The organism is Streptomyces sp. NPDC051664 (assembly GCF_044453545.1).
Taxonomy (GTDB): Bacteria; Actinomycetota; Actinomycetes; order Streptomycetales; family Streptomycetaceae; genus Streptomyces.
This window is the reverse complement of sequence record NZ_JBITCU010000006.1, coordinates 300,467-327,449: the sequence shown is the minus strand read 5'-3', so window position 1 is coordinate 327,449 and position 26,983 is coordinate 300,467. Positions and strand designations below refer to the sequence as shown.

Sequence of the window (26,983 nt, the reverse complement as noted above, 5' to 3'; positions counted from 1 at the left end):
CAGGGGTGTGTCAGGCCTCGCTGCGCTGCTGCGGAATACCCGCAAGCAGTGCGCGGACCTCTGCCTCGCGGTACCGGCGATGTCCACCGAGCGTGCGGATGGACGTGAGCTTGCCTGCCTTGGCCCAACGGGTGACCGTCTTCGGGTCCACGCGGAACATCGTGGCAACCTCAGCCGGGGTCAGCAGCGGCTCGGCATCAGGGGTGCGAGCGGTCATGAGCGGCCTCCTCGGGAGAACCGAACCATCTCGGTTCTTTCCTCTAAATTCTGCACCTTGACCCACGTTGCCCGAAATGGCGGACGCGGGCCGAGTCGGTTATAGGACGAACGGCTTGTCCTCGGCACTACAACTACACCATCCGTCCAGCCACGTCGGCCAAACCGATGGAATTGCCCTCCCAGGTGTTCATCAGCGACGGAAGCCGATGGACCATGCCATAGCGGACAGTCACACCACCGTGACGATCAGTCACAGGGCGATCAGGAGTCACCAGACCCCCCATAGAGTGCAATGCCGAGTATTCCGCCCATACTTGGACGGAAGGAGTCCTCCCCGGACTCCTTGTCCTATTTTGGCACGAGGGGTAGGGAAGGGCGCAAGGGCCCAGTTAGTGCTATCCGTCACCCTTGAGGCAAAGGCCCGGTTCGGGACGTAGGTCCTGGAGCCACTGGAGTACGTTCCCGCCCCTTCGCTCTCACCGTTCTCACGAGTCACACGGGACAACGGTTCAAGGCCTGCTCGGAGCGGCCGGAATCAGTTGGCGAACTGACGGTCCCTCACGGCCCGCCAGCGCTCGGCCAGCCGCCCGTACGCCTCGCCCGCGCCGTCGGAGTCACCGGCCTGCAGCGCCGCGATGCCCTCGGCGACATCCAGGGCCGACCGGTCCTCGGCGAGCTGCTTCGCCGACAGCGCGTGCACCAGGCCGCCGTAGTCCAGCTCGACCAGCGCACGCGGATGGAACTCCTCCAGCCAGCGCCCGACGTCCACCAGCCCCTCGGTCAGCGGACCCTCGTCGACACTCTCACGCAGCGTCTTCAGCGCCCGGGCCAGCCGGCGCCGCGCCTGCACCATCGGAGTCCGGTAGCGCAGCACCGGCGCTCCCCCGTCCGCATCCGCTCCGGTGTGCTCGCGCTCCTCGTCGGCGAAGAGGACGAACCACCGCACCGGGACCTGCCATACCGCGGTCCGGATCCACGGCCTGGCGTCCGGATTGCGCTCCGCCCACCGCTCGTGGTCCGCGACCGCCTGCCCGCGCACCACCGGCGGCAGCACCGCGTCGAGCACCGGAGCCGGGAACATCTCCGCCAGCTCCCCCAGTGCCAGCCAGCCGCGCAGCCGGGTCCGCCACGGACAGACGCAGACCACGCCGTTCACCTCGGCGACGAACGCGTCCCCGCTCTCGTGCACCGGCACCCCGACCGGTGGAGTGGCCACCAAGTTGGCCAGCGAACGGCGCAGTTCGTCCTGGGCCGTGGGGATACGGGTGCGCCCCGCATACCGGGCCCAGTGGGTGCGTTCCGGCTCCGGGAAGGCGGCCAGCGGTTCGTACACCCGGAGGTAGGACGCGTAAGGGACGAGCACCGAAGACACCACCGACATGCAGCAAATCGTGTCACGCCCGTACTCCGCCGGGGGGTGATCCTCGGCACTGGAACAGATCTACGTCCGCGTAGGACTTACGCTCTTGCCCAGTCGGACCGGCCGTGCCGGTCGGTCCGGGACCCTCCCCACCTTCAGGAGGGTCTCCGCCGCTTCGTACTTGGGAGTCACCACAGTGACCGATGTGACCGACGGCGTCCTGCACACCCTGTTCCAGTCGGATCAGGGGGGCCACGAGCAAGTCGTGCTCTGCCAGGACCGTGCCAGCGGCCTCAAGGCCGTCATCGCCATCCACTCCACCGTCCTGGGCCCGGCCCTCGGCGGCACCCGCTTCTATCCGTACGCCTCCGAGGAGGAGGCCGTCGCGGATGCGCTGAACCTTGCGCGCGGCATGTCGTACAAGAACGCCATGGCCGGTCTCGACCACGGCGGCGGCAAGGCCGTCATCATCGGCGACCCCGAGAAGATCAAGACCGAGGAACTGCTGCTGGCCTACGGCCGGTTCGTGGCCTCTCTCGGCGGGCGTTACGTGACCGCCTGCGACGTCGGCACCTACGTCGCCGACATGGACGTCGTCGCCCGCGAGTGCCGGTGGACCACCGGCCGCTCCCCGGAGAACGGTGGCGCCGGCGACTCCTCCGTGCTCACCGCGTTCGGTGTCTTCCAGGGCATGCGGGCCTCGGCCCAGCACCTCTGGGGCGACCCGACGCTGCGTGGCCGGAAAGTGGGGGTCGCGGGCGTCGGCAAGGTCGGCCACCACCTCGTCGAGCATCTGCTGAAGGACGGCGCCGAGGTCGTCATCACGGACGTACGCGACGAGTCGGTACGCCGGATCACCGAGCTCCACCCCGAGGTCGCCGTCGCCGCGGACACCGCCGCGCTGATCCGCACCGAGGGCCTCGACATCTACGCCCCTTGCGCGCTCGGCGGCGCACTGGACGACGACACCGTTCCGGTACTCACGGCCAAGGTGGTGTGCGGTGCGGCCAACAACCAGCTGGCGCACCCGGGTGTCGAGAAGGACCTCGCGGACCGTTCGATCCTCTATGCCCCCGACTACGTGGTGAACGCGGGCGGTGTCATCCAGGTCGCCGACGAACTGCACGGCTTCGACTTCGACCGGTGCAAGGCGAAGGCCTCGAAGATCTTCGACACCACGCTCGCCATATTTGCACGTGCGAAGGATGACGGCATTCCGCCGGCCGCGGCGGCCGACCGGATCGCCGAGCAGCGGATGTTCGAGGCGCGCCGCCGCTGACATCCGTCACCGACGGTCGCGGGTGCCTCACCAGGCGTCTTCCTCGCACCTCGGCGCCTCACGGCCCACCGATCCGCCGACCGGCGAGACAAGACTCACGCCGGTCGGCGGGTCGCATGCCAAGAAGAGGTTAAAATCGCAGTTGACCAGTGAGGACAGGGCTTCTTGCTGGTCCTGTTCCGGGGTGTGTGATGCGGGCGGCGTACCGTATGGCCACGGAAGCAGGTACCGTTAAAGCCCTACGGGCACGGTCTCTCTGCCGAGAGTCCGTCCTGAAACATGAACGCGTGTCAAGACTCTGGGGCCGTCGAGCCCCGTCACCGAGGGGGTCGAGCCATGGGGCGCGGCCGGGCAAAGGCCAAGCAGACAAAGGTCGCCCGCCAGCTGAAGTACAGCAGCGGCGGGACTGACCTGTCGCGTCTGGCCAATGAGCTGGGCGCATCGCCTTCGAGTCAACCACCGAACGCAGAGCCGTTCGAGGACGACGACGAGGAAGATGACCCGTACGCACAGTACGCGGATCTGTACAACGACGACGAGGACGAGGACGAGGACGATCAGTCCGGTCCGTCGTCACAGCGCCGCGGCGCTTGACCTCGCGCTGACACAACAACCCGGTTCGGGCTCGCCCGGACCGGGTTTTGTGCTGCCCGGATCCGGCTGACCGTGCATGGCCGGGATGTGGGGACGTCCGGCGATGGAGGGCAGAACGGCACCGGACGGCTCCGGCGCGTCCTGCCCCACCCCGCCTACCGCGCGTACGAACCAGTGAGCTCGGCACCTGTCGCATGCGTGCCGCGATCCGTGATCTCACCGGCGACCCAGGAGTCGACTCCGCGGTCGGCCAGCGTCGTCAGCGCGACGTCCACCGATTCCGCGGGGACGATCGCGATCATGCCGACACCCATGTTGAGCGTCTTCTCCAGCTCCAGCTGCTCGACCTGACCGGCCTTGCCGACCAGGTCGAAGACCGCGCCGGGCGTCCAGGTGGAGCGGTCCACCGTGGCGTGCAGCCCGTCCGGGATGACCCGGGCGAGGTTGTTGGCGAGGCCGCCGCCGGTGACGTGGCTGAAGCCGTGCACCTCGGTCGTACGGGTCAGCGCCAGGCAGTCCAGCGAGTAGATCTTGGTGGGCTCCAGGAGCTCCTCGCCGAGCGTGCGGCCGAACTCCTCGACGTCGCGGTCCAGCGCCCAGCCGGCCCGGTCGAAGACGACGTGGCGGACGAGCGAGTACCCGTTGGAGTGAAGTCCGGACGACGCCATCGCGATGACCGCGTCACCCTTACGGATACGGTCCGGGCCGAGCAGCCGGTCGGCCTCGACCACGCCCGTACCGGCGCCGGCGACATCGAAGTCATCGGGGCCGAGCAGGCCCGGGTGTTCGGCGGTCTCGCCGCCGACCAGGGCGCAGCCCGCCAGGACACAGCCCTCGGCGATGCCCTTCACGATGGACGCGACACGCTCGGGGTGCACCTTGCCGACGCAGATGTAGTCGGTCATGAAGAGCGGCTCGGCGCCGCAGACGACCAAGTCGTCGACGACCATGCCGACGAGGTCGTGGCCGATGGTGTCGTACACACCCATCTGGCGGGCGAGGTCGACCTTCGTGCCGACGCCGTCGGTGGCGGAGGCGAGGAGCGGACGCTCGTAGCGCTTGAGCGCCGAGGCGTCGAAGAGGCCGGCGAAACCGCCCAGGCCGCCAAGGCCCGCGACTTCAGCGCGCTGCGTCTTCTTCACCCACTCCTTCATCAGCTCGACGGCACGGTCGCCGGCCTCGATGTCGACGCCCGCTGCCGCGTAGGAAGCACCTGTTGTCTCAGACATTGCCTGGGATCTTTCGTGTGGAAATACGGGGCTGATGGCAGGGCTGGTGTGCCTGACCGGTCACGGACGACGCAGCGCGTCGGCCGCGGCGGTGGCCGCGGGGCCTGCCGCCAGCTCGGTCTCCAGCAGCTGCTTGCCGAGCAGCTCCGGGTCCGGGAGCTCCATCGGGTACTCGCCGTCGAAGCAGGCGCGGCACAGGTTCGGCTTGGCGATCGTCGTCGCCTCGATCATCGCGTCGAGCGAGATGTACGCGAGCGAGTCGGCACCCATCGACGTGCAGATCTCGTCGACCGTCATGCCGTTGGCGATCAGCTCCGCACGGGTCGCGAAGTCGATACCGAAGAAGCAGGGCCACTTCACCGGCGGGGAGGAGATCCGGATGTGGATCTCGGCGGCGCCGGCCTCGCGGAGCATCCGGACCAGTGCGCGCTGGGTGTTGCCGCGGACGATCGAGTCGTCGACGACCACCAGGCGCTTGCCCTTGATGACTTCCTTGAGCGGATTCAGCTTCAGGCGGATACCCAGCTGGCGAATGGTCTGGGACGGCTGGATGAAGGTCCGGCCGACGTACGCGTTCTTGACCAGACCGGCACCGAACGGGATGCCGCTGGCCTCCGCGTAACCGATGGCGGCGGGGGTGCCGGACTCCGGAGTCGCTATGACCAGATCGGCCTCGACCGGGGCCTCGGCGGCCAGCTTGCGGCCCATCTCCACGCGGGAGAGGTACACATTCCGCCCGGCGATGTCGGTGTCGGGGCGGGCCAGGTACACGTACTCGAAGACACAGCCCTTGGGCTTCGCTTCCGCGAACCGCGAAGTGCGCAGGCCGTTCTCGTCGATGGCGACGAGCTCACCCGGCTCGATCTCGCGGACGAAGCTGGCGCCGCAGATGTCGAGGGCAGCGGATTCCGATGCCACCACCCAGCCGCGCTCCAGCCGGCCGAGGACCAGCGGGCGGATGCCCTGCGGGTCGCGGGCGGCGTAGAGGGTGTGCTCGTCCATGAAGACGAGCGAGAAAGCGCCCTTCACGTCGGGAAGCACCTTGGTGGCGGCCTCCTCGATGGTGAGCGGCTTGCCGTCGTCATCGGTCTGGCCGGCGAGCAGAGCGGTCACCAGGTCGGTGTCGTTCGTCGCGGCGACCTGGGTGGCGCGGCCGTCCTTGCGGGGAAGGTCGGCGACCATCTCGGCGAGCTGGGCCGTATTGACCAGGTTGCCGTTGTGACCCAGGGCGATCGAGCCGTGCGCGGTCGCACGGAACGTCGGCTGCGCGTTCTCCCACACCGAGGCACCGGTGGTGGAGTAGCGGGCATGACCGACCGCGATATGGCCCTGGAGAGATCCCAGAGACGTTTCGTCGAAGACCTGCGAGACCAGTCCCATGTCCTTGAAGACCAGGATCTGGGACCCGTTGCTCACTGCAATGCCCGCGGACTCCTGTCCACGGTGCTGCAGGGCATACAGTCCGAAATAGGTGAGCTTGGCGACCTCTTCACCCGGAGCCCAGACACCGAAGACGCCGCAAGCGTCCTGGGGGCCTTTCTCTCCGGGGAGCAGGTCGTGGTTGAGTCGTCCATCACCACGGGGCACGCCACCGAGTGTAGGCGAGATCGACCACTGGTCCGAATTGGGGACACCTCGCCGGAGCACCGGGGAAGGGCGCCGGAACACCGTTCCCGGGGTTGATCGAGAGATCACGGACAGTGAGGGCTTTCGGCTGCGGGCGGGCTGCGGGGCGGTTGAGGCCCGGTCTGGCGGCGGGTTACCGACCAGTTCCGGCCATGCGGGTGTCACGGGGCCGCAGGGCCGGGCGCGCGCTCGGCGAGTCGGTCGACGGACCGCGGAAGGCGCTGGCCGAACGCTCGTTTCGTGGTGAGCCTCACACCGGACGAGGGGCCGACGGGGCGGTATGCGGCTTTCCCCGCCACCACGCCTCGGTTTGCGGATCGCACCGGTCCAGGTTTCGGATCACGCCGCCTCAGGGTTTCGGATCTCACCGCCCGGCGGTTCGTCGGCGTCCGGAGTGCGAGACCGGCGTTGACAGGCGCATGCCCCCTTGGCAGGCTCCTGCCCCATGCAGCCTCTCGGTGACCGTTCGGTCACGCTCGTGGAGCGCCGCCACGTCGATCTGGGACGTGTCGCGAGCGCCATCTGTCGCTGCGCCTGATTCCCGCGACGCGCACCGCGTCGATGCGCGCCTGCTGACGGTGCCGAGCCCGCCCTCGCGTCGGCGCCCTCCGTTTCCGCTCCCGCTTTCCCTCACTCGTACCCGCGTGCGCGTCCGCATGTCCGCATGTGACGCCTGACGGGTCCGCCGAGCCCTGCCCTGGAGCAGTCATGCCTTCTCGCGACTCAAGCAGTTCGAACGAAAGTACGGATTCGATGCCACTGACCCGGCGTACCTTCGGGACCGTCGTCGGCGCGACCGCCGCGACCGCCGCAGTCGGAATCCCGGCCCTCGCCACGCCCGCCTCCGCCGCCACGCCTGCCTCAGCGGCTGGGGCGGCTCCTGCCGAGGCCGCCCGTGAGCGCCCCTTCCGGGCAGCCCGCGGCAAGCACTCCCGGCGGCCCAACATCCTCTTCATCCTCGGCGACGACCTCGGCTGGGCCGACCTCTCCTCCTACGGCTCCCCGCACATCCACACCCCGAACCTGGACCGTCTCGGCCGCCAGGGCGTGCGATTCACGGACGCCTACTCCGGCTCCGCGACCTGCTCCCCCACCCGGTTCAGCCTCTACACCGGGCGCTATCCGGGCCGTACGAAGGGCGGACTCGCCGAGCCCATCGCGGACCGGTCTGTGGGCCTCGAACCCACGCACCCGACGCTCGCCTCACTGCTGCGCGGCGTCGGGTACACCACCGCGCTGATCGGCAAGTGGCACTGCGGCTATCTGCCGGACTACAGCCCCACCAAGTCCGGCTGGGACGAGTTCTTCGGGAACTTCGGCGGGGCGCTGGAGTACTACTCCAAGCTCGGCCTCGCGGGCGAGTACGACCTGTACGAGGGCGACGCCGAGTACAAGGACCTGCGCTACTACACGCGGATCCTGACCGAGCGCGCGAGCGAGTACGTACAGCGCGACCACGACGAGCCGTGGCTGCTCAATCTCAACTTCACCACCCCGCACTGGCCCTGGATCGCGGAAGGCGACACGGCCGAGAGCGCCGAGATCGTCCGCAAGATCAGGGCCGGGGGCCTGGCTGGGCTGTTCCACGCGGACGGCGGCTCGGTCGCGAAGTACAAGCAGATGGTGGAGGACCTGGACCGCTCGGTCGGCGAGGTGCTGAAGGCACTGGAGCGGTCCGGCCAGGAGGAGGACACCCTGGTCTTCTTCGCCAGCGACAACGGCGGCGAGCGGTTCTCGTACCAGTGGCCGCTCTCCGGCAACAAGTCCTCGCTGCAGGAGGGCGGGATCCGGGTCCCGGCAGTGCTGCGCTGGCCGGCCAGGATCGACCCGCACCAGGTGAGCGGTCTGCCGGTGTTCTCGCCGGACTGGACCGCGACGCTGCTGGAGCTCGGCGGCGCGCGGCCGGACCCCGCGTACCCGCTGGACGGCATCAGCCTCGCCGGATACCTGCTGAGGGGCGAGGAGCCGAAGGAGCGGGATCTGTTCTGGCGGGTACGCGGGGAGCGGGCGCTGCGACGCGGCGACTGGAAGTACTACCGGGGCAAGGGCGGGACCGACCAGCTGTTCCAGCTCGCCCATGACCAGCGGGAACAGGCGGACCGGGCGCAGGCCGAGCCGAAGCTGCTGGCCGAGCTGCGGGCGTCCTGGGAGAGGACGGACGCCGGCCTGCTGCCGTACTCGACGGGGTCCTGACTCACTTCCCGGGTGCGGGTGCCGTGGCGCTGAAACCCTCACCGTTCGCCGCGGTGAGGGTCAGCGTGCGGTGATCGATCCTGTACGTCGTCCTCCCGTCCAGGATCGCGAGGAGCGCGCGTTCCACCTTCATCTGCGGATCCGGGCACATCATCTTGGTGCCGTTGATCCGGCCGAACGTGATGGCGGAGCCGGAGACCGTCGCGGTGCCGCGGATCTGGTTGCAGCCCGGGCTGCCCTGTACGGAGTCGTCCTTGCCGAAGCTCAGTCGCGCCTTCTTCCCCGCACCGGCGGGCAGCGACGAGGCGGCCGAGCCGGAGACCAGAGCGGTGACGGTCCAGGTGGTGCCGGTGAGCGGGGCGGCAGGCTCCGAGGTGAAGGCGATGGAGTCGCCCTTCGCCGTGGTCAAGGTCAGGCTCTTCTCCGCCACAGCCGCGGTGAGTCTGCCGCTGAACGTGCTGGACAGGGCCCGCTCGAACTGCTGAAGATCCTTCTCGCAACCCATCTCGGTGGTCGTGGCCGGCTTCACGGTGACCGTGTCGCCGTCCACGCGGACCGGGGCAGTGAAGTGGTTGCAGCCGAAGTTCCCGGTGGCCCTGCCGTCGGGCGTGATCGTGACTTCGGCGCCGTCCGGGGCCACGGTCCTCTTCCCTCCGACCGTCACCGAATCGACGTTCCAGTGGACGCCGGTGACGGGCAGGCCGGTCCGTACGGTGCCGCTGCCGTCGCCGGACCCCGAGCCGGAACCGGCTCCGGAACCCGACTCCGTACCGCACGCGGCGAGGGTGAGGAGAGCCAGGACGCTGACAGTCATTCGTTGTCCGAACATGGCCATGTGACGGTACGAGGGTCCGATCCGGTTCCCCCGCCCTCCGTCAGCCGAGCAGTGGCAGCAGGTCGTTCAGGTCGGCCCGCTCACCGCTCGCGCTGACTTTCGCCTCGTCGAGCGCCCGGGACCACTGCGTACGCCCGGTGGCGAGCCGTATCCAGGTCAGCGGATCGGTCTCGACGACATTGGGCGGCGTACCGCGGGTGTGCTTCGGACCCTGGACGCACTGGACGACCGAGAACGGCGGGACGCGCACCTCGACCGAACCGCCGGGCGCCTTCTCCGCGAGGGCGTCCGTGAGCAGCCGGGTGCAGGCGGCGAGGGCCTGCCGGTCGTACGGGATGTCCAGCCCGGCCGCCGCGTTCAGGTCGTCCGTGTGCACGACGAGTTCGACCGTGCGGGTGACGAGGAAGTCGCCCAGCCGCATCACGCCCACCCGGGTGGGCAGCAACCGGTCCTCGCCGACGCCCGGCACCACCGCCTCGAACCGGTCGGCGACCTCTGCGTACAGCGCGTCGAGATCGGGGCGGTCCGCGGCGAGCGCCTTGGTGTCATCCGTGATCCGGCCGGCCCGCTCGGCGGTCGAGAACGGCCACTCCAGCAGCGTGAGCTCGGGCTTCTCGCCGGACGGCTCCGGCAGCTCCAGGTTCCGGCAGACGTTCGAGACAGCCAATGTCAGATGGGCGGCGAGCTCACGCACCGTCCACTCCCCGAGCCGGGTCGGCAGAGCCAGCTGATTCGGCGTCAGAGTGCCGACCGCATCCCGGACATGGGCGAACTGCGCCTGCACGGCGGTGCGGGTCCGGACGAGGTCGTAGCGGCGGGCGCGCTTCTGGGACGGCGGCATGGCAGCGAGCCTACGGGCAGTCGGCAGGCGCCGTGCCCCGGTCGGCCTCGGTCGCGAAGGAGCCCAGGCGGTGGAGCCCAGACGGTGGAGCCCAGACGGTGGAGGCCAGACGGTGGAGGCCAGACGGTGGAGGCCTTCATCTCCTCGACGAAGGGGTGTCCGGGTCGGCGGGAGCAGCCGGTCACGACGTGATCCGGACAGGCAGCAGGCGGAGGCAGCGGGCTCCGAGCCGCGGTGACGTGCCGCTCGCCACCGCCGGACCGATCCGGCACCGGTACGCGCGCGATGACGAAGCCCCCGCCCGGTGGACCGGACGAGGGCTTCGCTCAAAGCGCTGACACGATTCCGGCTCAGGCGAGCAGACCCGGAATCGTCGCCTCGTGTGCCGTACGGAGCTCGCTCAGCGGAATGCTGAACTCGCCCTGGACCTCGATCTCCTCGCCGTCCACGACACCGATCCGGGTGACGGGCAGACCCCGCGCCCCGCACATGTCGTTGAAGCGGAGCTCCTCGCTGCGCGGAATCGAGACGACCGCGCGGCCCGCCGACTCCGAGAAGAGGAAGGTGAACGCGTCCAGACCGTCCGGCACGACCAGTCGGGCACCCCTCCCGCCACGGAGGCAGGACTCGGTGACCGCCTGGATCAGACCGCCGTCGGAGAGGTCGTGCGCCGCGTCGACCATGCCGTCGCGGGACGCCGAGATCAGGATCTCGCCGAGCAGCTTCTCGCGGCCCAGGTCGACCTTGGGCGGCAGACCGCCGAGGTGGTTGTGGACGACCTCGGACCAGGCCGAGCCGCCGAACTCCTCACGCGTGTCGCCGAGCAGGTAGAGGAGCTGGCCCTCTTCCTTGAAGGCGACCGGCGTACGCCGTGTCACGTCGTCGATCACACCGAGCACGGCCACGACCGGCGTCGGGTGGATCGCCGTCTCACCGGTCTGGTTGTACAGCGACACGTTGCCGCCGGTGACCGGGGTTCCGAGCTCCAGGCAGCCGTCCGCGAGACCACGGGTGGCCTCGGCGAACTGCCACATGACGTCCGGGTCCTCGGGCGAACCGAAGTTCAGGCAGTCCGAGATGGCGAGCGGCTTGGCGCCGGAGGTGGCGACATTGCGGTACGCCTCCGCCAGTGCGAGCTGCGCCCCCGTGTACGGGTCGAGCTTCGCGTACCGGCCGTTGCCGTCGGTCGCCATGGCCACGCCCAGGTTCGACTTCTCGTCGATCCGGACCATGCCGGCGTCCTCGGGCATCGCGAGCACGGTGTTGCCCTGCACGAACCGGTCGTACTGGTCCGTGATCCACGCCTTGGAGGCCTGGTTCGGCGAGGCGACCAGCTTGAGGACCTGCTCGCGCAACTCGGCGGCGTTCGCCGGGCGGGCCAGCTTGTTCGCGTCGTCGGCCTGCAGCGCGTCCTGCCAGGACGGGCGGGCGAACGGGCGGTGGTACGTCGGGCCCTCGTGGGCGACGGACCGCGGCGGCACGTCGACGATCTGCTCGCCGTGCCAGAAGATCTCCAACTGCGAGCCCTCGGTCACCTCACCGATGACGGTGGCGATGACGTCCCACTTCTCGCAGATCTCCATGAAGCGGTCGACCTTGCCCGGCTCGACGATCGCGCACATGCGCTCCTGCGACTCGCTCATGAGGATTTCCTCGGGCGAGAGGGAGGAGTCGCGCAGCGGAACGGTGTCCAGCTCGACGCGCATACCGCCGGAGCCCGCGGAGGCCAGCTCCGAGGTGGCGCAGGAAAGGCCCGCACCGCCGAGGTCCTGGATACCGGCGACGAGCTTCTCGCCGAAGATCTCCAGGGTGCACTCGATCAGGAGCTTCTCCTGGAACGGGTCGCCGACCTGGACGGCCGGACGCTTCGCCGGGCCGGTCGACTCGAAGGTCTCCGAGGCCAGGACCGAGACGCCGCCGATGCCGTCGCCGCCGGTGCGGGCGCCGTACAGGATCACCTTGTTGCCGGGGCCGGAGGCCTTGGCGAGGTGGATGTCCTCGTGCTTCATCACGCCGATGCAGCCGGCGTTGACGAGCGGGTTGCCCTGGTAGCAGGCGTCGAAGACGACCTCGCCGCCGATGTTCGGCAGACCGAGGCAGTTGCCGTACCCGCCGATGCCCGCGACGACGCCGGGCAGGACCCGCTTGGTGTCGGGGTGGTCGGCCGCGCCGAACCGCAGCGGGTCGACGACCGCGACGGGGCGGGCACCCATGGCGAGGATGTCGCGGACGATGCCGCCGACGCCGGTGGCCGCGCCCTGATAGGGCTCGATGTACGAGGGGTGGTTGTGCGACTCGACCTTGAAGGTGACCGCGTAACCCTGACCGACGTCGACCACACCGGCGTTCTCGCCGATGCCGACGAGCATCGCGTCGTTGGCGGGGACCTTCTCGCCGAACTGCTTGAGGTGGACCTTGCTGCTCTTGTACGAGCAGTGCTCGGACCACATCACGGAGTACATGGCGAGCTCGGCGCCGGTGGGACGACGGCCCAGGATCTCGCGGATCCGGGCGTACTCGTCCTCCTTGAGGCCGAGCTCCTTCCAGGGCTGCGCGACGTCCGGGGTCTCGGCCGCGTGCTTGACCGTATCCAGGCTCATGCGTTGACCAGCTTCTTGATGATCGAGGTGAAGAAACCGAGGCCGTCGGTGCGACCGGTTCCGATCAGCGGCTCGACGGCGTGCTCCGGGTGCGGCATCAGACCGACGACATTGCCCGCGGCGTTGGTGATGCCGGCGATGTCGCGCAGCGAACCGTTGGGGTTCGCGTCCAGGTAGCGAAAGGCGACGCGGCCCTCCGCCTCCAGCTCGTCGAGCACGCGCTCGTCGGCGACGTAACGCCCGTCCATGTTCTTGAGCGGTACGGAGATTTCCTGGCCCGCGGAGTAGTCCGAGGTCCAGGCGGTCTCCGCGTTCTCGACGCGCAGCTTCTGATCGCGGCAGATGAAGTGCAGGTGGTTGTTGCGCAGCATCGCGCCGGGCAGCAGATGTGCCTCGGTCAGAACCTGGAAACCGTTGCAGATACCGAGGACCGGCATTCCGGCCTTCGCCTGCTCGATGACGGTCTCCATGACCGGCGAGAACCGGGAGATGGCTCCGGCCCGCAGATAGTCGCCGTAGGAGAAACCGCCCGCCAGGATGACCGCGTCGACCTGGTGCAGGTCCTTGTCGCGGTGCCACAGCGATACGGGTTCGGCGCCCGCGAGCCGTACGGCCCTCAGGCCGTCCTGGTCGTCGAGCGTGCCGGGAAAGGTGACGACTCCGATACGAGCAGTCACTTCGACTCCTCGGCCTTCTCCACCTTCACGGTGAAGTCCTCGATGACGGTGTTGGCGAGGAACGTCTCGGCCATCTCATGAATGCGGGTGAGGGCGGCGTCGTCGACCGGCCCCTCGACCTCGAGCTCGAAACGCTTTCCCTGACGTACGTCCGCGATTCCCTCGAAGCCGAGACGGGGCAGTGCACGCTGCACCGCCTGTCCCTGCGGGTCGAGGATCTCGGGCTTGAGCATGACGTCGACTACGACGCGTGCCACTGGCACTCCCGGTGGTGGTGTGGTGCGGCTGTTTCTCCGGGGGGCTCCCCAGACCCCCGCAGGTGACCTCAGCCTACCTGGCCAGAAATTCTACGCGGGTAGATATCGCCAAGCCCTGATCACGCGGAGATATCGGCCGTGACAACGCGCGGGAAAAGTCCCGCGAAAAAAACCCTCACAGGATCGCGCATAGAAGGCGGACACGCGCAGGTAATTGGCTGGGCTTCACAATGCGGTGCCTACCGCTGTACAAATGATTAGCAGGGAAAGCAGTATTGCCTCTAAACAGTCGACACATGTCGGCCCCCATCCGCCCAGCAGCCGGAAGGCCGGCATCAGCGCATGTCAGACGCGCCGATGCCGCAGGAAAGGACCAATATCCGTGGCTCAGCGCGTAGTGGTCACGCTCTCCGACGACATCGACGGGGGAGAAGCGGCGGAAACGGTTGCCTTCGCCCTGGACGGGAAGTCGTACGAGATCGACCTGAATCCGTCCAATGCAAAGAAACTGCGCAAGGCCCTGGCCCCGTACGTGGCAGCCGGCCGTAAGCAGACAAATGCCAGCAAGCACGGCAAGACCCCCGTGTCGTACCGGCACACCTCGCTCGCACCCGACCCGGCGGCCGTGCGCGCCTGGGCCCGGTCCCACCGAATGGACGTACCGGCCCGCGGCCGGATCCCCAAGAAGGTCTACGAGGCCTTCCGCGAGGCGAGTTGAGGGACACCGGAACGCAACTTGCGACGACACCCCGCAGGCACCGACTTGCGCGACACCCCATCAGGTCGGCTAGAGTCTGGAGCACGCCGAGGGGCAAGGCCGAAAAGGCCGAACCTCACGCAGCGTGCGGGTGTAGTTCAGTAGCAGAACATCCCCCTTCCAGGGGGAAGGCGCAGTGTGCAATTCCTGTCACCCGCTCTGCATCACTCTTATGGACCACTACGGTGGATCAGGTAGAGTGGTGTTCGCACCGCCCAGTGAAAGCTGAGCGGCAGCAATGCGGACGTGGCTCAGTTGGTAGAGCATCACCTTGCCAAGGTGAGGGTCGCGAGTTCGAATCTCGTCGTCCGCTCTTGATCGTATTGTTCGAAGGCCCTGGTCGATATCGACCAGGGCCTTCGTCGTATTCCGACGTCCTGCCCCGAGACCGCCCATGACGTTTGTCATGGGCAGTGATGACAGCTCGCACTGCTCGCGGCCGCCGTCCGGCGGAAACCTGAAGGCATGACCAGCGATGAATGCGTGATCGAGGCGGACGGAGTGCGGCGACGTTACGTCGGCGGCTTCGAGGCCGTGACCGGGATCTCCTTCTCCGTGGCGCGCGGCGAGATCTTCGCGCTGCTCGGGACGAACGGCGCGGGCAAGACATCCACCGTCGAACTACTGGAAGGGCTGGCCCGGCCCGACGACGGCACGGTCCGGGTGCTGGGCCACGACCCGTACCGCGAGCGCGCCGCCGTCCGCCCCCGGATCGGGGTGATGCTCCAGGAAGGCGGCTTCCCATCCGATCTCACGGTCGCCGAGACCCTGCGGATGTGGTCGGGATGCACCAGTGCGCCGCGGCCCACCGGTGAGGCGCTGGAACTGGTCGGGATCGGCGACCGGGCGCGCGTGCGGGTCAAGCAGCTCTCCGGCGGCGAGAAGCGGCGCCTCGATCTGGCGCTGGCGCTGCTCGGCGGGCCGGACGTGCTCTTCCTGGACGAGCCGACCACCGGGCTCGATGCCGAGGGGCGGCGGGACACCTGGGAGCTGGTACGGACGCTGCGGGACAGCGGCACGACGGTCCTGCTCACCACGCACTACCTGGAGGAGGCGGAATCACTCGCCGACCGGCTGGCGATCATGCACCGGGGCCGGATCGTGGTGACGGGCACGCCCGCCGAGGTGACGGCGTCCCGTCCGGCCCGCATCCGGTTCGAGCTGCCTGCCGGGGTCGGCGCACGGCGGCTCCCGCTGGGGCTGCGGGCCGCGGCCGACGGCCGGCGGATCGAGATCCGCACCCACCGGCTGCAGGAGTCGCTGGGCGAACTGCTGCGCTGGGCACAGGAGTCGGACGTGGAACTTCTGCGGCTCGATGCCCGTTCGGCCTCGCTCGAAGAGGCATTTCTCGATATCGCTCAGACGGCACAGGACACGACGGCGCGTGAGACCTCAGGGCAGGAAGCGGCGGTGGCGGCATGACGAGCACAACGGTCCAGGGACGGCTGCGTGCTCTCGGGCGGGCCGAGCTGACACTGCTCCTGAGGAACAGGACGGCGGTCTTCGTCGCGCTGCTCGTCCCGGTCGTGATGGTCGCGGCGATGAAGTCGTCGCTCGAATCGGTCGACCTCGCCGGGACCGGCGTGAGCGTCGCCGGAGCGGCACTGAGCGGCGGCGTCGGCATGGTGCTGATCCAGGTCGTCTACATGAACCTGGTCGCCGCCTATGTCGCACGGCGCGAGGATCTGGTGCTGAAGCGGCTGCGCACCGGGGAGGTGCCCGACCGGGAGATCCTCACCGGGACCGCTCTGCCGTCCGTGGCGCTGGCCCTCGCGCAGACCGCACTGATGATCTCGGTCGGCTCCGCCGCCTTCGGGCTCGGCGGGCCGCGGCGGCCCGAGCTGCTCGCCGCCGGGCTGCTGCTGGGTGCGGTGATGCTGACCGCACTGGCGGCCGCAACGTCCGTGGTGACCCGCACCGTCCAGACCGCGCAGCTCACCACCCTGCCGCTGTTCCTCGTCTCGATGGTGGGCTCCGGGCTCTTCGTCCCCCTGCAGGTGCTGCCGGACGGACTGGCGTCGGTGTGCGAACTGCTGCCGATGACCGGGGTGATGACCCTCGTACGGACCGGCTGGCTCGGCGGAGGGGAGGGCGCCGAGCTGCTCCGGGCAGGGCTCAACGCGCTGGTCTGGACGGCGCTTGCGGTGTTTGCTGTGCAGCGGTGGTTCCGCTGGGAACCCCGGCGCTGAGGGGGCTGTGCTGTGTGGGGACGGATGCTGGGCTTGCGGCGCGGCTGGCAGGAGCGCGGCAAGCTCGAGCGAATTTCTCTCTATTCGCGGTTCACCGTGGCGGTGATGCCCTGGCTCTTCACGCTGGCGTGGGGACTGGCGCCCTTCTCCTCGGACATCTCGCACGCTCCGCTGCCCTTGGCACTGGGCGGGACACTCCTGCTGGTGAGCCTCGCGCAGTGCGTGCTGAGCAACCGGAACGTGAAGCCGTCGTACGAGCACTACCTCGGCACGTCCGTCTTCCCCCGGCGCCGGCTGGTGGCGCCGTCGGCGCTGATGGCACTGGCCCTGGGGCTGCTGGCGGCGCTGAGCGGCGTGGGCGGCATCGATGACGACGGGCTGCTTCTGCTGGTCATGAACACCCCGATGGCGTTGACGATCACCCAGGTGCTGCTCGTCCCGGCCCGTACCTTCCTGGTCCAGTCCGTGGTCCTGACGGCCCTGACCGTCGGGCTCTTCGCCGCCGTCGGGGTGCGCGGCGGCATCCTGGCCGGGGTGATCCCGACGACGATGTTCGGGTGCCTCCTGGTCCTGGTGTCCATACGGCCCAGCGTCTGGAGCCTCGGCGTGATGTGGCAGGCGGAGGGCGCCCGGGATCTGCAGGCGCGGCTGGCCGTCGCCGAGGAGCGGCTGCGGTTCGGCCGGGACATGCACGACGTCCTGGGCCGGAATCTGGCCGTCGTCGCGTTGAAGAGCGAACTGGCGGTGGAGCTGGCGCAGCGCGGCAGGGCGGAGGCCGTGGACCAGATGGTCGAGGTGCAACGGATCGCGCGCGCCTCCCAGCAGGAGGTACGCGATGTCGTCCGCGGATACCGGGAGGCCGATCTGAGTACGGAACTCGTCGGCGCGCAGAGCGTGCTGAAGGCGGCCGGCATCGAGTGCGAGGTGACCGGCGACGACGGCGGGCAGCTGCCCGTGGCCGTGCAGTCGGCGCTCGGCTGGGCCGTGCGGGAGGCGGCGACCAATGTGCTGCGGCACGGTGACCCACGGCTCTGCACGATCCGGCTCAGCGCCTCGGCGGACAGGGTGGTGCTGAACGTGGAGAACGACGGGGCACCGTGCACGACGGCCGGGGAGAGCGGTTCCGGGCTGGCCGGGCTGCGGGAGCGGCTCGGCGTCCTCGGCGGCTCGCTGGACGCAGGTCCGGCGGGCGACGGGCTGTTCAGGCTGACGGCGAAGGTCTCGCTGACCAGCGGGGAAGCCCGCCCGGCGGTTCTGGAGGGGCGGCGATGACCGCGATACGCGTACTGCTCGCCGATGACGAGCATCTGATCCGCGGTGCGCTCGCCGCGCTGATCGCGCTGGAGGACGACCTCGCGGTGGTGGCGGAGGCGGCGACCGGTCCGGAGGCGCTCGCCATGGCGCGGGCACACCGCCCCGATGTGGCGGTTCTCGATCTGGAGATGCCGGGGGCGGACGGTGTGAGTGTGGCCACATCACTGCGGGCCGAGCTGCCCGGCTGCCGGACCATGATCGTGACCGGTCACGGCCGCCCCGGACATCTGAAGCGGGCGCTCGCGGCGGGTGTGCGTGCCTTCGTGCCGAAGACGGTCAGCGCCCGGCAGCTGGCCGGCATCATCCGTACCGTGCACGCCGGAAACCGCTATGTGGACCCGGAGTTGGCGGCCGACGCGATCTCCGCCGGAGACTCGCCACTGACCGTACGCGAGGCCGAAGTACTGGAACTGGCGGCGGACGGAGCGCCGGTGGCGGAGATCGCGGAGCGGGCGTCCCTGTCGCAGGGGACCGTACGGAACTACCTCTCCGCGGCCGCCTCGAAGCTCGGCGCGGAAAACCGTCATGCGGCAGTGCGTCTCGCGCGGGAGCGAGGATGGGTATAGTGGTCTTCGCGCTTCGGCGCATGCGAACGTAGCTCAGCTGGTAGAGCGCAACCTTGCCAAGGTTGAGGTCGCGAGTTCGAACCTCGTCGTTCGCTCCACGCAAGAAGGCCCCGGTCCTCGTGACCGGGGCCTTCTTCGTGTCCTACTGCCAGGTGCTGCCGGTGAGGAGCTCGTACGCCTCCAGGTACTTCGACCGGGTCGCGTCGACGATCTCCTGCGACAGCGCCGGGGGCGGCTGTTCGCTCTTGCGGTCCCAGCCGGAGGCCGGCGAGGTCAGCCAGTCCCGTACGAACTGCTTGTCGTACGAGGGCTGGGCCTTGCCCGGCTCCCAGGCGGCGGCCGGCCAGAAGCGGGACGAGTCCGGCGTCAGCACCTCGTCCGCGATGATCAGCTCGTCACCGTCGAAGCCGAACTCGAACTTCGTGTCCGCGAGGATGATGCCGCGCTCCCGGGCGATGTCCCGGGCCCGGGCGTAGACGTCGAGGGTGGTGCGGCGCAGCTGGGCGGCGGTCTCCGCGCCGACCTCACGGGCCACTTCCTCGTACGAAACGTTCTCGTCGTGGTCACCGACGGCCGCCTTGGTGGCGGGGGTGAAGATCGGCGCCGGGAGTTCGGAGCCGTCGACGAGGCCCTCGGGTAGGGCGAGGCCACAGACGGTACGGGACGCGTTGTACTCGACGAGGCCCGAGCCGGTCAGATAGCCGCGGGCGACGCACTCGACCGGGACCATCCGCAGCGACTTGCAGATCAGCGTCCGGCCGGCCCAGTCCGCGGGTGCCCCGGCGGGGAGCTCCGTGGACAGGACGTGGTTCGGGACGAGATCGGACAGCTGGTCGAACCACCACAGCGACAGCCGGGTGAGGACGCGCCCCTTGTCGGGGATCTCGGTGGGCAGGACCCAGTCGTACGCGGACATACGGTCGCTGGCGACCATGACGAGGTCGCCCGCCTCGTTCCGGTACAGATCCCGCACCTTGCCGGTGTGGAGGTGGGTGAGTCCGGAGACCACCACGGGCTCGGGCTTTTCTACGAATCCGGACACGCTGCCTCCGCGTAGGTTGATCCAGGAGTCGTTCCGATTGTCCCGTATCCGGATGGGGTGGGGTGGAGCGGGGTGGAGCAGGGGCAGCGCGTGGCGGCGGTGCGCGTCGTTCAGGCGTGCTTGCAGATGCGGTCGAGGAGATTGGCGGTGGCGCGCTGGATGCGCGGGTCCACATGTCCGGGGCGGTCCAGCGCCGGGGACCAGGCGAAGGTGCCGGAGGCGAAGACGAGGGCGCCTGAAGGGGCCCGGTACAGGGATGTCTCCTGGTGGCGCGTCGTGCCTTCGCTGTCCTGGTAAGGGGAGTGGGCAAGCAGGATGCGGTTCTCGTGCTGGGGGAGTGTGGTGCGCGGGAAGTAGCGGTCGGCCTCGCCCGCTACCAGGCCGTCGATCTCGTCGCCCTCGTCGGCCCCGGTCGCGTCCCAGAGCCAGTGCTCGGCGTTCCGTACGACCAGGGGGTGGGGGTCGGGGACCCGGCCCGCGTACTGGATGCCGAGGAGCTGCTGCTCGGCCCGGTCGACCTCGCGCCAGAGCGCGGGTTTCCCCGGGCCACGGCGCTTGCGGCAGGTGAGCAGCCGGTCCGGTACGCCGGACGGCGACGGGGAGAGGCTGACCTGCCAGTACATGGTGTTGGCGGAGAGGAAGACCAGCGAGGTGCCGCCGTCCCGGGCGGCCTCCACCGTGCGGCGCATCGGGACCGACCAGTACTCGTCGTGGCCCGGGAAGACCAGACCCCGGTAGCGGCCGACGTCGATCCGGCCGGCGTGCAGATCGCGGGTATCGGCGTACGCGATGTCGTAGCCGTACCGCTCGGCCCAGCGGATGAAGTCGTAGGCATGACCGACATGGAGCGGCAGACCGGCACCCGCGTACGGGCGGTCGAAGGAGACGGTGACCGCGGCGTCCTCCTCGCCGAGGAGCCGGCCCTGCTCGTCCCAGGCGTGGTAGAGGCTGGCGCCGGTGCGGCCGTCCTCGGGGTAGAGGTTGTACGCCTGCCAGGTGATGTCAGGCAGGACGAGCAGCAGATCCGCCGGGTGGTCGTCACGCACCGTGAAAGGGATGTGGGAGCGGTATCCGTCGGCCGTGGTGAGCACGGCGACATAGGCGCCGATCGACCAGTAGGTGGGGATCTGCAGCCGCCAGGACTGCCACCAGTGGTGGCAGGAGACGGTCCGGTCGGCGGTGAGCGGGGGCGGCTGGACGATGCCGGAGAGCCGCGGGCTGGTGGTGATCTTGGCGGCGCCGTCCCCCCCGTAATGGCCGATCCGATAGATGTCCACGGAGAACTGCTGGGGCGGGTCCACGGTGATGTGGAAGTCGATCGCCTCGCCGGGGGCCGCGGCGCCGGTCGAGATGAAGCCCTTGATCTGACGGTGTACGTCGTCGGCGGTACGGGTACCGCCTCCGGTACCGCGGGCCAGGGCGAGATCGGCGTACCAGGGGACGACCTGGCCGGTGTCGTCGAAGTAGTTCTCACTGCCGCGCAGCCAGGGGAGGGGGCCCTGGCCGAAGGGGTCGGAGACGGCATGCGCGAGGGCACCCGATTCCCACCGACGAATCTGCTCCGCCCCCATAGCGCTTACCTCCCTCGAATCCCCCGAGACAACGGTGATGTGCCGACTGCGGTGCGCCGAATGTCAGCCTGTGGTGCGACGGCTGTCAGCGCCGATCCCCAGCACATCACATAACGCATGCACCCCGTCACCGTTCGTCGCGAATTGACGTGAATGGAACACGCCCCTCCGGATTACTGCCCGATGCCGGGCGAGGACGGGGTTGGCCCTGGGTCACACGAGACGGACCGGCTTGTCCGTGCGGACACCGACCGAGGCGAGCCAGCAACGCAGCGGTCCGGCATCCCCGTCCTCGACCAGGCTGAGCACGGGACTGCCGAGATCCGCCCGGCGTTCGCCGTCGACCAGCAGGGCCGGCCCGTCGAGCCAGTCGAGGCCGGGCGCCGCGCCTGCCGTGTCCACGGCGGCGCAGCAGACCATCGCCGCGACATGGTCGGCGAGCAGCTCCGTGCCGGTACGGGGTGGCTGGAGCGGAAAGAGCGGCAGGGGGTCGGGGCCCCAGAAGTCCAGGGCGTCCCCGTCGGAAGTGGCGGGCGAGCCTGCCGGAGGCTGCTGCGGGGCCGCCGCCGCGTCGCGGGCCACCGCCGCGCTGATCCCGGCCGCGAGCTCCTCGCCCCGTCCGTCCGGGCCGGAGAGCTGCTCGACGACCCGGGCCAGTGTGGGCACGGCGACACCGACGGCATCGGCGCCGTGTGCCCCGAAAGCGCGGACAGTCCCGGCTCCCCCGACCGCCTCGTCGGGTCCTCCGGCCGGGGCGGGACGTACACCCATCGCGTCGAGGACCCGGAGCAGGCGGGCCGCTTCGGTACGCCACTTCCGGTCGACGACCTCTTCCGGATACTGCTGCCAGTCGACCGGGGACCAGTCGGGACCGGTCTCTGCGGGGCCGCCGTGGAAGAGGCGGGCGGCGAGCAGCGAGGCCGCCTCGTCGGCCGCGCCCGGCTCCTCCAGGAGGTCGCAGGCGGGGCGCTCGCCGAGTCGGGAGGTGAAGCCCTCGGCGAGGCGATCGCGCCGGGAGAGCTCGGTGAGGGCGGAGACGACGCCCGCGTCGAGCCGGGACGGCCAGCGGCCCATCCGCCAGGCCGGCAGCGCGACCCGGGTGAGCAGCCGGTCCCAGCCCGCGTAGGCAAGGCCGACCTGCTCCTGGGCCGCGATCCGCAGCCCGTAATCCACAGCCTGTGCACGCTCGGACCCGGCGGCGGCGACACCCCGCTCCATCGCGGCGGCATGGCCGCGACAGCTGCGCAGGAGCAGCCGGGCGATCCAGCCGACGAGGCCGCGCGGCAGCCTGCGCAGCCGCGCGAACCGTCCGGGGGCGGGGGCGGCCGCATCGGCGACCGCGCCGTCCAGCCCCCGTACGAAACGGCGGGCGGCGGCTATATCGGGGTGGGCGGCGGGGCCCGTACCCGCGACGACCGGGGCGAGCACCGCCCGTAGCTCAGCAACCCGCATCCACCACAGGAACGGCGACCCGATGACCAGCACGGGCGCCACCGGCGCCCGATGACGGCGGCCACCGGAGGCGGCGGGCCGGGTCGCCGAACTCTCCGCGGGCTGCGCGGAGCGGTGCGTGCGGTCCTCCAGCCAGCTGTCGCAGTCGGGCGTCAAGGCTATGGCCGACGGCGCGGGTACGCCGAGCCGGTCGGCGAGGTCCCGGACCAGCCGGTAGAGATCGGGGGCTGCCTGCTCGGTGAGCGGGACGGTCGGACTGACCGCCGGCCTCGCTCGTGCGATCGCGACCGAGACCGCTGCGGCGCCCAGCAGCACGACCGCCGCGCAGGCCGTCACGGCCCAGCGCACGGCGTCCCAACCGCCGCCGTCGATGCGGCCCTGCGCGGCCGCGACGAGCAGCACGACGGCGACCGCCGCCGGCAGCAGGGCCACGGCTGTCGCCCTGCTGCGGATGCGCAGCAGGGCGAGCGCTCTGGCGCGCGCAGCCTGCGCACCCAGCTCCTCACCAGTACCGGTACCGGACACGGCCGGACGTCACCCCCTCTGCCCCCGCGGCGGTAGTGCTCACTCCCCCACTGTGGCACCCGTCACTGACATCGCAATGCCGGTGGGCCAAGTGCCGGAACGCTTGCGCCGCACCCTAGTTGGGGCCTCGGCGGGCGTCATCCGGATGGCTCAGCCGTCACTCGATGGAATGGCTTTGGGCAAAGGTGCTGACGGACCGGTGTCCATAGGGCAAAGGCGCCCGGGCAGCGGGTCGGGACGTCCGGGGACATGCCGCGCCCCCTCGGGCCTCGGACCTGAGGGGGCGCGATGTACAGGGCCGGCCCGGGGCCGCCCGGTCAGACCCCGGCAGCCTTCCGGGCGATGTCCGTACGCAGCTGCGAGCCCTCGAGCCGGATCCGCGCGGCCGCCGTGTAGGCACGCTCACGGGCGCCGGCGAGATCCTTGCCGGTCGCGGTCACGGACAGCACGCGGCCGCCCGCGCTGACGATCTCGTCGCCGTCACGCCTGGTCCCTGCGTGCAGGACGTACGCATGCGGGGCGTCCTGCGCCGCCACCTCGTCGAGGCCGTGGATCGGGTCACCCGTCCGCGGCGTGTCCGGGTAGTTGTGCGAGGCGATGACCACGGTGACCGCGGCGTCGTCGCGCCACTTGAGCGGGGGCAGCTCGTCGAGGGTGCCGTTGGCGGAGCCCAGCAGGACACCGGCCAGTGGGGTCCTCAGACGGGCCAGGACCACCTGGGTCTCCGGGTCGCCGAAGCGGGCGTTGAACTCGATCACACGGACGCCGCGCGAGGTGATCGCGAGACCCGCGTACAGCAGCCCGGAGAAGGGGGTGCCGCGGCGGCGGAGCTCGTCGACGGTCGGCTGGAGGACCGTCTCCATGACCTCGTCGACGAGCTTGGGATCGGCCCACGGGAGAGGGGAGTACGCGCCCATGCCACCGGTGTTCGGTCCCTCGTCGTTGTCGAGGGCGCGCTTGAAGTCCTGGGCGGGCTGGAGCGGCAGCACGGTCGTGCCGTCCGTGATCGCGAAGAGGCTCACCTCGGGGCCGTCGAGGAACTCCTCGATGACCACGCGGTCGCAGGCCAGCGCGTGGGCGCGAGCCGCCTCGATGTCGTCCGTGACGACGACGCCCTTGCCTGCGGCGAGGCCGTCGTCCTTGACGACGTACGGGGCACCGAAGGCGTCGAGGGCGGTGTCGATCTCGGCGGGGGTGGTGCAGACGTAGCTGCGGGCGGTGGGGACACCCGCCCCGGCCATCACGTCCTTGGCGAACGCCTTGGAGCCCTCCAGCTGGGCCGCCTCACCGGAGGGGCCGAAGCAGGGGATGCCCACGGCGCGCACGGCGTCGGCGACCCCGGCGACAAGCGGCGCCTCCGGGCCGACGACCACCAGCTCGGCGCCCAGTTCGGTGGCGAGGCGCGCGACGGCGTCGCCGTCGAGCGCGTCGACCGGGTGCAGTTCGGCCACCTCTGCGATGCCGGCATTGCCGGGCGCGCAGTACAGAGCGGTGACGTCGGGGTCGAGGGAGAGAGAGCGGCACAGGGCGTGTTCGCGGGCGCCGCCGCCAATGACGAGGACCTTCACGGGGTGCAGCCTAACCGCCGGGGCGCGGCGGCCTTGACGGATGCCGCTCCGTGGACAGCCCGTGAGACGTACCGCGGCCCCGCCCGGCCCGCGCTACTCGTTGGTGAACTCCTCGACGACCGTGGCCCCCAGCTCCCGGACGATCAGGTCATGACCGGAGAGCGCCGAGTCGACCAGATCCGGGTCGTCCGCCTCCGGAGTGTCGTCCTCCGGGGCGACCGGACGCGGCGGCTCGGGAGCGGCCTGCTGCTGCGGGGCGGGGGCCGCGGCGGGGGCGGCACCCGGCTGCTGATGCTGGGCCGGCGCGGGCCGGGACTCGTACTGCTGCGCGGCGGGCGCGGCCGGGCGCTGCGGTGCGGGCTGGGCGGACGACCGGCCACCGCCGGTCTGCGGGGGCTGTCCCGCGCCGCCCGACGGGTCGACGATCGCCTCGATCTTCCACTGCATGTTGAACTGCTCGGCGAGCGCCTGCTTGAGCACCTCCTCGCTGCCGCTGCTCGCGAAGTTGTCGCGGGCACCGGCGTTGAGGAAGCCGATCTGCAGGGTGGCGCCGTCGAACCCGGTGACCTGCGCGTTCTGGCTGAGCAGGATCCAGGTGAACCGGCGCCGGTTCTTGACGGCCTCGAGGATGTCCGGCCACATGTTCCGCACCTGTGCGGCACCCTGCGTCATGCCCGGGCTCGGCTGGGGGGCACCGGGGGCGGGTGCCTGGGTCGTGGGGGCCGGGGCGGCGGCCGCAGGGGTGACGGGGGCCGGTGCCTGCCCCGGGGCGGAGGCGGTCGGCCAGCCACCGGGGCGGCGCCCGGACTCCGGCGCGGCCGCCGCGGGCCAGGCCCCGGGCCGCTGCCCACCCGCGGGAGCCTCGGAGGGCGGCTGCGGAGCGGGAGCGACAGGCGCGGGAGCAGCGGGCGCTGCCGGCGCCGCGTACTGGGCGGGTTGTACGGGGGCGGCGGGGGCCGCGGGCTCGGGTGCGTCCCCCCGCGCGGCTGCCCGTGCCGCCGCGACCCCGTCGCCCGGCGGAACCACGGTCACGGGCGCATGCGCCTGCGTCTGCGGTCCCGGTACGTACCCCATGGCGGGCCCGGCCCCGGCGGTCGCGAAGGAGGCGCCGCGCTCCAGCCGGTCCAGCCGGGTCTGCAGGGAACGCTCGTCGTCGAAGGCCGCGGGCAGCAGCACCCGGGCGCAGATCAGCTCGACCTGGAGACGCGGCGAGGTCGCCCCGCGCATCTCCGTGAGTCCCTGGTTGACCAGGTCGGCGGCGCGGCTCAGCTCGGCGGCGCCGAAGACGGACGCCTGGGCCTGCATCCGTTCGACCACATCGGCGGGGGCGTCGATGAGGCCCTTCTCCCCGGCGTCCGGCACAGCAGCCAGGATCACCAGGTCGCGCAGCCGCTCCAGCAGGTCGGCGACGAAGCGCCGCGGGTCGTTTCCGCCCTCGATCACCCGGTCCACGACCTCGAACGCCGCGGCCCCGTCGCCCGCCGCGAACGCGTCCACGACGGAGTCGAGCAGCGACCCGTCCGTATAGCCGAGCAGCGAGGTCGCCATGGCATATGTCACACCGTCGTCGCCCGCGCCCGCCAGCAGCTGGTCCATCACGGACATCGAGTCACGCACGGATCCGGCACCGGCCCGCACGACCAGCGGGAGCACGCCGTCCTCGACGTAGCTGTTCTCCTTGCCGCAGACCTCGGCGAGATATTCGCGCAGCGTCCCCGGCGGCACGAGGCGGAACGGGTAGTGGTGCGTACGCGACCGGATCGTGCCGATGACCTTCTCGGGCTCGGTGGTCGCGAAGATGAACTTGAGGTGCTCCGGCGGCTCCTCGACCACCTTCAGCAGGGCGTTGAACCCCGCCGATGTGACCATGTGCGCCTCGTCGATGATATAGATCTTGTAACGACTGGACGCGGGCCCGAAGAACGCCTTCTCCCGCAGATCACGGGCGTCGTCCACGCCACCGTGCGATGCGGCGTCGATCTCGATGACATCGATCGACCCCGGCCCGTTGCGCGCGAGGTCCCGGCAGGACTGGCACTCCCCGCACGGCGTCGGTGTCGGCCCCTGCTCGCAGTTCAGACAGCGGGCGAGGATGCGCGCACTGGTCGTCTTGCCGCAGCCGCGCGGCCCACTGAACAGGTACGCGTGATTGACCCGATTGTTCCGCAGGGCCTGCTGCAGCGGGTCAGTGACATGCTCCTGCCCAATGACCTCGGCGAACGACTCGGGGCGATAGCGGCGGTACAGCGCAAGGGACGACACACCTACGAGGTTATCGGGGCGGACTGA

General features: G+C 70.3%; 23 protein-coding genes and 3 tRNA genes. 12 read left to right on the top strand and 14 right to left on the bottom strand.

Features of this window, described 5'->3' with window-relative positions; all coding sequences use genetic code 11:
- Positions 1–10: 10 nt before the first annotated feature.
- Positions 11–217, bottom strand: coding sequence for a developmental transcriptional regulator BldC (bldC, locus tag ACIA8E_RS15025; protein WP_003949541.1), 207 nt, complete (start codon positions 215–217; stop codon positions 11–13).
- Positions 218–754: 537 nt separating this feature from the next.
- On the bottom strand, positions 755–1,600 hold the full coding sequence (locus tag ACIA8E_RS15020; RefSeq protein WP_399298062.1) for a hypothetical protein: 846 nt from the start codon (positions 1,598–1,600) through the stop codon (positions 755–757).
- Between the two features lie 175 nt (positions 1,601–1,775).
- Between ACIA8E_RS15020 and ACIA8E_RS15015 the strand changes: the two genes are divergently transcribed.
- Entirely contained in the window at positions 1,776–2,858 is a 1,083-nt protein-coding gene (locus ACIA8E_RS15015) for a Leu/Phe/Val dehydrogenase (RefSeq protein ID WP_399298060.1), read from the top strand.
- Positions 2,859–3,194: 336 nt separating this feature from the next.
- Entirely contained in the window at positions 3,195–3,452 is a 258-nt protein-coding gene (locus ACIA8E_RS15010) for a DUF3073 domain-containing protein (protein WP_030929682.1), read from the top strand.
- A 155-nt stretch (positions 3,453–3,607) separates the two neighbouring features.
- Here ACIA8E_RS15010 and purM read toward each other — a convergent pair whose 3' ends face one another.
- A complete protein-coding gene (gene purM / locus ACIA8E_RS15005) occupies positions 3,608–4,681 on the bottom strand; it encodes a phosphoribosylformylglycinamidine cyclo-ligase (protein ID WP_030979950.1) in 1,074 nt (357 codons plus the stop codon).
- Between the two features lie 60 nt (positions 4,682–4,741).
- Positions 4,742–6,268: an amidophosphoribosyltransferase gene (gene purF, locus ACIA8E_RS15000; RefSeq protein ID WP_399298058.1), complete on the bottom strand. Its 1,527-nt coding sequence runs from the start codon at positions 6,266–6,268 to the stop codon at positions 4,742–4,744.
- A gap of 484 nt (positions 6,269–6,752) precedes the next feature.
- On the opposite strand from purF, the gene ACIA8E_RS14995 reads away from it, so the two are divergent.
- Both ACIA8E_RS14995 and ACIA8E_RS14990 read left to right on the top strand, forming a co-directional pair.
- Positions 6,753–6,845 (top strand): putative leader peptide, encoded by a 93-nt coding sequence (locus ACIA8E_RS14995; RefSeq protein WP_352303411.1) that lies wholly within the window; start codon positions 6,753–6,755, stop codon positions 6,843–6,845.
- Positions 6,846–7,015: 170 nt separating this feature from the next.
- Positions 7,016–8,500, top strand: a complete 1,485-nt coding sequence (locus tag ACIA8E_RS14990) for a sulfatase (RefSeq protein ID WP_399298056.1) — start codon at positions 7,016–7,018, stop codon at positions 8,498–8,500.
- A 1-nt stretch (position 8,501) separates the two neighbouring features.
- Here the strand turns inward: ACIA8E_RS14990 and ACIA8E_RS14985 are convergent, their stop codons facing one another.
- The 5 genes from ACIA8E_RS14985 to purS form a co-directional block, all read right to left on the bottom strand.
- On the bottom strand, positions 8,502–9,314 hold the full coding sequence (locus ACIA8E_RS14985) for an META domain-containing protein (protein ID WP_399298054.1): 813 nt from the start codon (positions 9,312–9,314) through the stop codon (positions 8,502–8,504).
- 61 nt (positions 9,315–9,375) lie between these two features.
- Positions 9,376–10,176, bottom strand: coding sequence for a sterol carrier family protein (locus ACIA8E_RS14980; RefSeq protein ID WP_399298052.1), 801 nt, complete (start codon positions 10,174–10,176; stop codon positions 9,376–9,378).
- A 350-nt stretch (positions 10,177–10,526) separates the two neighbouring features.
- On the bottom strand, positions 10,527–12,776 hold the full coding sequence (purL, locus tag ACIA8E_RS14975; protein WP_399298050.1) for a phosphoribosylformylglycinamidine synthase subunit PurL: 2,250 nt from the start codon (positions 12,774–12,776) through the stop codon (positions 10,527–10,529).
- Complete coding sequence (gene purQ, locus ACIA8E_RS14970) at positions 12,773–13,453, bottom strand: phosphoribosylformylglycinamidine synthase subunit PurQ (protein WP_399298048.1); 681 nt, start codon at positions 13,451–13,453, stop codon at positions 12,773–12,775. Before purQ ends, purL begins: the two co-directional genes overlap by 4 nt.
- Entirely contained in the window at positions 13,450–13,710 is a 261-nt protein-coding gene (gene purS / locus ACIA8E_RS14965; RefSeq protein WP_030929711.1) for a phosphoribosylformylglycinamidine synthase subunit PurS, read from the bottom strand. Before purS ends, purQ begins: the two co-directional genes overlap by 4 nt.
- Before the next feature lie 382 nt (positions 13,711–14,092).
- Between purS and ACIA8E_RS14960 the strand changes: the two genes are divergently transcribed.
- From ACIA8E_RS14960 to ACIA8E_RS14925, 8 genes are all read left to right on the top strand, one after another.
- Positions 14,093–14,428: an Lsr2 family protein gene (locus ACIA8E_RS14960; protein ID WP_355767329.1), complete on the top strand. Its 336-nt coding sequence runs from the start codon at positions 14,093–14,095 to the stop codon at positions 14,426–14,428.
- Positions 14,429–14,554: 126 nt separating this feature from the next.
- A tRNA-Gly gene (locus tag ACIA8E_RS14955) sits at positions 14,555–14,626 on the top strand.
- An 81-nt stretch (positions 14,627–14,707) separates the two neighbouring features.
- Positions 14,708–14,780, top strand: a tRNA-Gly gene (locus tag ACIA8E_RS14950).
- 152 nt (positions 14,781–14,932) lie between these two features.
- The gene (locus ACIA8E_RS14945) at positions 14,933–15,889 is read left to right on the top strand and encodes an ABC transporter ATP-binding protein (protein ID WP_399298045.1); all 957 of its coding nucleotides are present in this window, start codon (positions 14,933–14,935) and stop codon (positions 15,887–15,889) included.
- Positions 15,886–16,656 (top strand): ABC transporter permease, encoded by a 771-nt coding sequence (locus ACIA8E_RS14940; protein WP_399298043.1) that lies wholly within the window; start codon positions 15,886–15,888, stop codon positions 16,654–16,656. The genes ACIA8E_RS14945 and ACIA8E_RS14940 overlap by 4 nt, the downstream gene beginning before the upstream one ends.
- Before the next feature lie 24 nt (positions 16,657–16,680).
- Positions 16,681–17,928 carry a sensor histidine kinase gene (locus ACIA8E_RS14935; RefSeq protein WP_399298157.1) on the top strand — a complete coding sequence of 416 codons (1,248 nt, stop codon included), beginning with the start codon at positions 16,681–16,683 and terminating at the stop codon, positions 17,926–17,928.
- Entirely contained in the window at positions 17,925–18,536 is a 612-nt protein-coding gene (locus ACIA8E_RS14930; RefSeq protein ID WP_399298042.1) for a response regulator, read from the top strand. The genes ACIA8E_RS14935 and ACIA8E_RS14930 overlap by 4 nt, the downstream gene beginning before the upstream one ends.
- 22 nt (positions 18,537–18,558) lie before the next feature.
- A tRNA-Gly gene (locus ACIA8E_RS14925) sits at positions 18,559–18,634 on the top strand.
- A gap of 44 nt (positions 18,635–18,678) precedes the next feature.
- On the opposite strand, the gene ACIA8E_RS14920 is transcribed toward ACIA8E_RS14925, so the two are convergent.
- The 5 genes from ACIA8E_RS14920 to ACIA8E_RS14900 all read right to left on the bottom strand — a co-directional run bounded on the left by ACIA8E_RS14920 (position 18,679) and on the right by ACIA8E_RS14900 (position 26,956).
- The gene (locus tag ACIA8E_RS14920) at positions 18,679–19,578 is read right to left on the bottom strand and encodes a phosphoribosylaminoimidazolesuccinocarboxamide synthase (RefSeq protein WP_399298040.1); all 900 of its coding nucleotides are present in this window, start codon (positions 19,576–19,578) and stop codon (positions 18,679–18,681) included.
- Between the two features lie 110 nt (positions 19,579–19,688).
- Entirely contained in the window at positions 19,689–21,149 is a 1,461-nt protein-coding gene (locus ACIA8E_RS14915) for a N,N-dimethylformamidase beta subunit family domain-containing protein (protein WP_399298038.1), read from the bottom strand.
- Between the two features lie 213 nt (positions 21,150–21,362).
- The gene (locus ACIA8E_RS14910) at positions 21,363–23,126 is read right to left on the bottom strand and encodes a hypothetical protein (protein ID WP_399298036.1); all 1,764 of its coding nucleotides are present in this window, start codon (positions 23,124–23,126) and stop codon (positions 21,363–21,365) included.
- A gap of 317 nt (positions 23,127–23,443) precedes the next feature.
- Positions 23,444–24,694, bottom strand: a complete 1,251-nt coding sequence (gene purD / locus ACIA8E_RS14905; protein ID WP_399298034.1) for a phosphoribosylamine--glycine ligase — start codon at positions 24,692–24,694, stop codon at positions 23,444–23,446.
- A gap of 93 nt (positions 24,695–24,787) precedes the next feature.
- Positions 24,788–26,956 carry a DNA polymerase III subunit gamma and tau gene (locus ACIA8E_RS14900; RefSeq protein ID WP_399298032.1) on the bottom strand — a complete coding sequence of 723 codons (2,169 nt, stop codon included), beginning with the start codon at positions 26,954–26,956 and terminating at the stop codon, positions 24,788–24,790.
- Positions 26,957–26,983: the final 27 nt, after the last annotated feature.